The 6645-nt window shown below is 52.3% G+C and carries 10 protein-coding genes; 9 read left to right on the forward strand and 1 reads right to left on the reverse strand.

The features are described 5' to 3' along the window. From G512_RS0114580 to G512_RS21290, 9 genes are all read left to right on the forward strand, one after another. Positions 1-302 (forward strand): integrase core domain-containing protein (locus tag G512_RS0114580; protein WP_028482358.1); only part of this gene is annotated, 302 nt, incomplete at its 5' end. Positions 303-460: 158 nt separating this feature from the next. Continuing rightward, the gene (locus tag G512_RS0114585) at positions 461-1342 is read left to right on the forward strand and encodes a hypothetical protein (protein ID WP_143181438.1); all 882 of its coding nucleotides are present in this window, start codon (positions 461-463) and stop codon (positions 1340-1342) included. Continuing rightward, positions 1342-2616, forward strand: coding sequence for a cytochrome P450 (locus tag G512_RS0114590; RefSeq protein WP_028482360.1), 1275 nt, complete (start codon positions 1342-1344; stop codon positions 2614-2616). The genes G512_RS0114585 and G512_RS0114590 overlap by 1 nt, the downstream gene beginning before the upstream one ends. A 287-nt stretch (positions 2617-2903) precedes the next feature. Then, positions 2904-3446: a phage tail protein gene (locus G512_RS0114595; RefSeq protein WP_028482361.1), complete on the forward strand. Its 543-nt coding sequence runs from the start codon at positions 2904-2906 to the stop codon at positions 3444-3446. Between the two features lie 40 nt (positions 3447-3486). Continuing rightward, positions 3487-4050, forward strand: a complete 564-nt coding sequence (locus tag G512_RS21285; protein ID WP_051269402.1) for a phage tail protein — start codon at positions 3487-3489, stop codon at positions 4048-4050. A 72-nt stretch (positions 4051-4122) separates the two neighbouring features. Beyond that, complete coding sequence (locus tag G512_RS0114605; RefSeq protein ID WP_028482362.1) at positions 4123-4662, forward strand: phage tail protein; 540 nt, start codon at positions 4123-4125, stop codon at positions 4660-4662. Positions 4663-4698: 36 nt separating this feature from the next. After that, entirely contained in the window at positions 4699-5283 is a 585-nt protein-coding gene (locus G512_RS0114610) for a GNAT family N-acetyltransferase (RefSeq protein ID WP_028482363.1), read from the forward strand. A 69-nt stretch (positions 5284-5352) separates the two neighbouring features. Next, positions 5353-5637: a DUF6916 family protein gene (locus tag G512_RS0114615; RefSeq protein WP_143181437.1), complete on the forward strand. Its 285-nt coding sequence runs from the start codon at positions 5353-5355 to the stop codon at positions 5635-5637. A 194-nt stretch (positions 5638-5831) separates the two neighbouring features. Next, on the forward strand, positions 5832-6323 hold the full coding sequence (locus G512_RS21290) for a polysaccharide biosynthesis protein (RefSeq protein WP_162143386.1): 492 nt from the start codon (positions 5832-5834) through the stop codon (positions 6321-6323). Here G512_RS21290 and G512_RS0114625 read toward each other — a convergent pair. After that, positions 6297-6645, reverse strand: a 349-nt coding sequence (locus tag G512_RS0114625; protein WP_155943661.1) for an IS5 family transposase, incomplete at its 5' end; no start/stop codon positions are given. The two genes, G512_RS21290 and G512_RS0114625, sit on opposite strands and share 27 nt — an antisense overlap.

A 6645-nucleotide genomic window follows, 5' to 3' on the forward strand; every position in this document is an offset into this window, starting at 1 on the left:
TCACCTCATTTGCATGGACGGACCGGCTGCGGCGGATGGGCGTGCGTATATCTATGGATGGCAAGGGACGGTTCCTCGACAACATCTTCGTCGAACGGCTGTGGCGCACGCTCAAATACGAGTGCGTTTATCTGCACGCCTGGGAAACCGGCTCACAGGCCAGGGCCGGTATCCGAAAGTGGCTGGACTTCTATAACCGGAAACGCCCCCACTCCGCCCTTGGCGGCAAACCGCCTGCCGTGGTCTATTGGCAGCGCATCGAACAACACCAACCCGATCAGCAGATGCACAGTGTAGCTTAATTTACGCCTAAACCTGTCCAACGGATGGGGAGTAGCTCAACCTGAAATGTGAAGGCTGCTACTATTTCGAGGATGGGAAGACCGCCAAATCGCGCCCAATGTCTTCAGAGGAAGAGTGGAAACGTTTTTATTCCGCAGAAAGTGCACGGGGTGTTTCCATGGCCTATTTTGTGGGCGCCGAGCCAGCTCTGGAACCCAAACGCCTTATGGCTGCAGCGCCGTTCTTCCCCTATGGCAACATTGGCACCAATGGCACCATTAGAATACCGAGGGAGGTTCCCTATCGAATAGGGGTGTCAGTGTGGGCGGGCGATGACAGCACCGACCGCTTGCTGCGTGGTGGTAGCGTGTTTCGCAAAGCGCTTGAAATATATAAGGGGGATCGGCGTGCCATCATGTTGTTCACCCTTTCGCGCAAGACGATAGATCACATTCCGAAAATGACCCAGGCTTGCCGGGATCACGGTCTGCCGCTGACCTTCAACATTTACTCACCAACAACCAGTTTCTTGAACAAGCTTAGGGAAAACCGCCCCCACGATCGTGATTTCTTTCGGTTCAGTACGCACAGCGACAACCCGTTGCTGTCTGCCGAAGATCTGAACCGCATTCGGCACTTGATAAGCGAACAAATGGATGCCTATCCAGAAACCGTCATCTACGACCATCACTATAACCGCCTGATGAGTGCCCCGCAGCCGCCTCACGAAGTTGACAGGCAAACTGGCATCGCCGAGTCCTGTGGCTCACGCATTGTGGAACCTATGCGTTATTATGGGGCTGATTTGCAACAGAAGGCAGTCAAGTGTTGCACGCCTGATGTGGATTGCCGGAGCTGCCGACTTTATTCGGGGGGATGGTCATCCAGGTTTGTTCCTAGTGCGACGGATCTGGCAACGATTGCGTCCTTTGAAGCTTGGCTGAAGACCATGAGGACACTGGGCAGGATCTTCCTGTTGCCGCGGGAGGATGGCTGCATCTCACCCGCCAAGCCATTATCAGCGGCCGACAACCTTCCCGAGTTTGCAGGGGTGGATTGATGCAGGATACCCCTCATGTTCCCCGGTTCAAGTTTCAACCAGCGGCGCATACCACGTGGCGTGGACTGTCAGATATTGCGCGTTTTCGTCCGAACACCCGACCGGTTGAGATGCTCACTGAGCCGGTCATTCTGCGTAAAATACGCCAGCAACCGGTGGCTCTGATCACGGATGCAACGGCAACGCAAAAAGCCTTGTTCAGGCATTCGTCCCTGTTCCCGAAAGCAGATGTGCAGCAAAAACTTGCCTATGTCGCGTTCGGTGAAAGCCTGAGCGGTACGACCGGCGCTCAAAACGCCAATCAACGGCAGATCATGCGCCAGTTGCTTCACAGTATCCTGGGACCGTCTCTGCAACAGGTGGTTCAAGAAGCAACAGAGGACGCGATCACAGGTTGGCTGCAAGCTGGCCGTATCAATTTGAGCCTGGCACTGCCTGAACTTGTTCTGCAGGTTGCGTGGGCTACACTATTTGGCCCCGGTTCCTATGAAGGGCGCGATCATGATGTGTTGGAAACAGCGAAACGGCTGGACCAAGCCGACAGGGGAGACTTTCGCGGCAATGCCGAAGTGCTCCGCGACCTGATACAGCGCTTCATCGACAGGCGCAGGTGGGAACGTCTACCGCATACAAATCCCTTTCGCCATATCACCAATCCGGATCCAGTTTCTCAAACAGGTCTTACTCAAAGCGAACTGTTGGCAAATGCAGCTGGTCTTGCTGGCTCCGGCCATGTGACAACCGGTCTGACATTGGCATGGGCACTTTGGCTTCTTGGACAATGCGGTACGATGCAAGAGCGATTGCACGAGCGGCTCAAGCAAGCACCAAACGGCACGTCAGCCGCTTCATTGCTTGCACTGACCAACGAAACCATGCGGCTATTTCCACCAGCCACCGAGACGATGAGACGTGCGGACTACCCCTTGACTATTGCTGGGACACGCATCGAGCCAGGTACTTTGTTGATCTTTTCAATCTATGGCCTGCACCGCTCTCCGCGCTACTGGTCTGAGCCCGATGCGTTTAAACCGGAAAGATTCCTGGAGGCGTCTTCATTGCCACCATCCGGTGCGTTCATCCCGTTCTCTGGAGGCGCTTCCGGCTGTTTGGGTGCAGCTATCGCCAGAGAAGAATTGCGGCTTATTCTGACAGAAATCTTGAAACGAATAACTATCAGAGTATCTCCGGGAATGGCTGCATCCGTAGGATTGACTGCCGGGGTGTGCCTGTATCCGAACCAACCCCTTTATGCCGAAGTTGCCGCGAACTAATTGTTTCGATTAATGATCCGCGTATTCAGTTCGCTATAATTCAGAGGTAATTTTAAACAAGTTTAGTTTCGCAACTAATTTCAAATCCATTGTATTTTCTGCCCAACACAAAATACCGAATATTCAAGAGCGAAATAAAACCATAGGTTTATATAAGAAATAAAGCAGCTTATGGTTTTAGTATTTTGCAGAAAGTGAAGCATACATCATCGAAAAGCTTTGGTGATGTACGTCTTCACATTCCAGCTCCCTATCAAAAACCAAAGCTACAACCCAGAGAGGATGCAATGGGACAACCCTTCATCTCGCAGATTTCACTATGGGGTTTGGATTTTGCCGTGGAAGACTGGGCATTCTGTGACGGGCAGATCGTTCCTGTTTCCCAAAATCCTGCGCTGTTTTCGTTACTTGGCGACAAGTACGGTGGAAACGGCACCACTGATTTTGGTCTTCCCAATCTCAAGGGCCGCATTGCCCGTGGAACCGGCAGTCAGGATAGAGGCGCTGTTGGGGGCGCAGAAACCATACAGATGACCACGGCGATGATGCCTGAACATTCGCACCCCGGCACCATATTGACCGTTGCCGACACGGCTGCAGAAGGAGCGCCAGATGTAGGCCGGGTGCTCGCAAAACCTGCTGTTACGCGGTCGGGCACAACCGCTGTCGGCAGTTCTTTTGCGCCTTACCAACTGGCGGACAGCTCCTTTAGTGCCGGGACTTCACAATCTTTGAGCGTAGGTCAAAACGTGCCTATTTCGATCCGCAGCCCCTATCAAACAGTGACTTATGAGATCGCCCTGCAAGGTGTCTACCCTCAACGCGATTAGACACCGGTTCTTCCCTTTCCCCTACTTTCTGGAGCACGACATGGCAGAGCCATTCATTTCTCAGATTTCCGCGTTTGGGCTCGGTTTCACCATCCGCGACTGGATTATATGTTCAGGTCAGATCCTCTCGATACAGCAAAATCAGGCCCTGTTCTCCCTCATCAGTAATGTTTATGGCGGCGATGGCTCAAACACGTTCGGAGTGCCCAACCTGACCGACAAAACGGTTGTGCATTCGGGCCTGGGCCCAGGGTTATCAAGCCGCACAATTGGAACATACTACCCATACGCTGACGCGCTCTTGTTCACGTCCAATTTACCAGCGCACAGCCACGGAATCGCCCAGAAGGCGCAACCCAAAGTCGGAACAACGCTCACCCCATCGCCCAACACTGTCACTGCAATTCCAGAGGGTAACTTCGCCGGAATCAAAATACAGGCGGACTGGTACGCAAGTGGTCAGAACTTTCAGGATCTGGGCTCCGACGGCTCTCCTCCCACAGGCTATGCCGGGGGCAACCAACATTTGCCAACAATCTCGCCCTATCAAGTCGTAACCTATGAGATGGCATTGTTTGGTACGTACCCGCCTCATTCAAACTAACGCCCTGCCTGGGTGTCCTTGTCTTCAGCATCACGGCTTGGCTCCGTATGCTCGTTTTGATGGAGAGATACAGTGTCCCAACCTTTCCTCTCACAAATATCCATTTTTCCCCTTATGTTCGCAGTAGACAAATGGGCTTTCTGTGATGGCCAAGTACTGGCAGTAGCGCAATACAATGCCTTGTACTCTCTGCTCGGAACTAACTTCGGCGGAAATGGTTATTCGAATTTTCAGCTACCCGAACTGCGAGGGCGCGTAGCCGTTCATCAAACCGGCAGTTTTCCTTACATTATTGGTCAAAGGTCCGGAACCGAGACCCAAACTCTGACGACTGACAATCTGCCTGCCCATACACATGGCGGATTGTATTTCGGAGCCGCTGATGTCGATGGCACTGAAGCGCCCAGCACACTCGCGGTAGCAGCCATTCCCAAAGTTGGCGATATTGTTGGCAAAGGCTTTTCAACGCCAGACGGCTCGGAAGTCCAACTGGCTTCTTCGGGATCACGTACCGAAAGCATGGGATCTGGCGATCCTTTCAGCATCATGGATCCGTTCCTAGTCATGAACTACGAAATCGCAATGGTCGGCGCATATCCGCAGCGCGCATAGCAAACTCCACACATCAACAACGTCGGAGCCCTCAGCATGCCGGAGATCAATCCTCTTGACATCACTCTGCGTCCCGCGCGAGCCGGGGATGAGGCATTCTTGAAGAAGCTGCACCAAGCGGAACGCCATTGGGAGTTTGCTCCCCTATTAAATGCAGGGGCAGTTGACACCTATCAAAAGGTTCTAGCCCAACAGTACGATGCACATCACACGGTGTATTTCCGATCCTACGACATGGCCAAGTACGGCTTAATTCTTTGGTGCGGCAAGCCGATCGGTCGCCTGTATCTTGATGAACGCGATAGCGAGGTCCGAGTTCTGGATATCGCGCTAATGCCTGAGTACCGCGGGGCCGGCATTGGCCGTCTGGTGATGCGCGGGGTCTGTGCCGGAGCGGCGAGAAAGCGCTTACCGGTTCAGCTCCACGTACACGCTTTGAACTCAGCCGCTTACCGTTTCTACTATCGCCTCGGCTTTGAACCGACCGAAACCAACCAACGTCACATTCGAATGCGTTGGTATCACCCCAGCTACGAAGACTTCGCCAGAGGACAGTTCATTCCGCCCGATGTTGTAATACGCCGCCTCCAAGGCACGTCACCTGCGGCGGCGCAGCGGTAATCCTTTTCATCGGAAGATCGCATTGCACAAGCGCTGTTTGTCAGCGCGATGACCCAAGAGGAGAATGAAATGAAAACAATTGCCGACTTGAAACACGATGACTTCAGTGTGTTGATTGGCGAAACGTTCGATATAGGTCCTCATCAGGCAAAACTCGCCAAAGTTGAGTTGGGTCCCGAGACACCTGATGAGTTCCGCCAGCAATTTTCCCTAACATTCGACTGTCCTGAAGGCTTTGCCGGAGATCACAATACCTATGCGCTTTCACATGAAAAAATAGGTACTCACGCTGTGTTCATGTCTAAAGTAATGGGCTCAGGCAACAAGCCCAGCCTTCAAATTATATTCGGTTAAAATAACAATATAAATAGTAGATGGAGATTGTATACTCGATTAAATCTCCATCTATAATTTTATTATTTACTTAGATAGGTCTATACAAAATATTTTTTGATTAAACGGCTTACCGTCAAAACCAACAATTGCGCATAAACCCCAAAATTACTTATCGAATACAAGTTGACATTTTCAAGATGGTGGGGTGCGGTGTGGATGTAAATTGTAATCTCCTTGCAGGTTTTTACGAAGGTAAAACGATCGCAATCACAGGAGCAGGCGGATCTGTCGGGCAACTGCTGACCAGACGCCTACTTCAATTGAACATCCGGCGTCTCATTGCGATAGACATAGACCCCACAGCCCTGCGCGCTCTTTCAACCCAGACAGCCAATGATCCCAGAGTGCAAACTGTACTTCAGGACATAACAGAGGCTCCGAAACTTGCGGAACTGTTTACTGGAACCGAGATTGTTTTCCATGCGGCTGCACAAAAACACATCTGCATCGCAGAAGAAGATCCTATTGGCACTTTACGGATCAACGCCTTCGGTCTTGCCAACGTGCGAAATGCCGCCTTCAAGGCCGGCGTTGACCGCCTCGTTTTCACCTCATCGGATAAAGCAGTCGCCCCTACGGGAACCATGGGTGCATCCAAACTGATTGGTGAACGAATTCTAGGCTCTGTTGACAAAGTTTCGTAGCCAGAGACGTGCAGCCGCGAGATTGAGGAAAGCTTCGAAGGACGCTTTGGTTTTATCGTATCGTGTAGCGATCCTGCGGAACTGTTTGACCTTGTTGAACATGCGCTCGATCCGGTTCCTGTCCTTGTAGGCCCGGAAGTCGCAAGGTATCGGTTCCCTGCGGTTTGACTTTGGCGGAATGACAGGGCTGATGCCAGCCAGCAGCAGGCTTTGGCGCACTGCATCGCCATCGTATCCCTTGTCAGCCAGGAACAGCCGAGGTTTGCGGAAAGGCATATCCAGTAGGGCGGGAACGGCGCTGTAGTCGGATGCTTCACCGCCT

Origin of the sequence: Pseudovibrio exalbescens DSM 16456, assembly GCF_000422785.1 — a bacterium.
GTDB classification, from domain to species: domain Bacteria; phylum Pseudomonadota; class Alphaproteobacteria; order Rhizobiales; family Stappiaceae; genus Pseudovibrio; species Pseudovibrio exalbescens.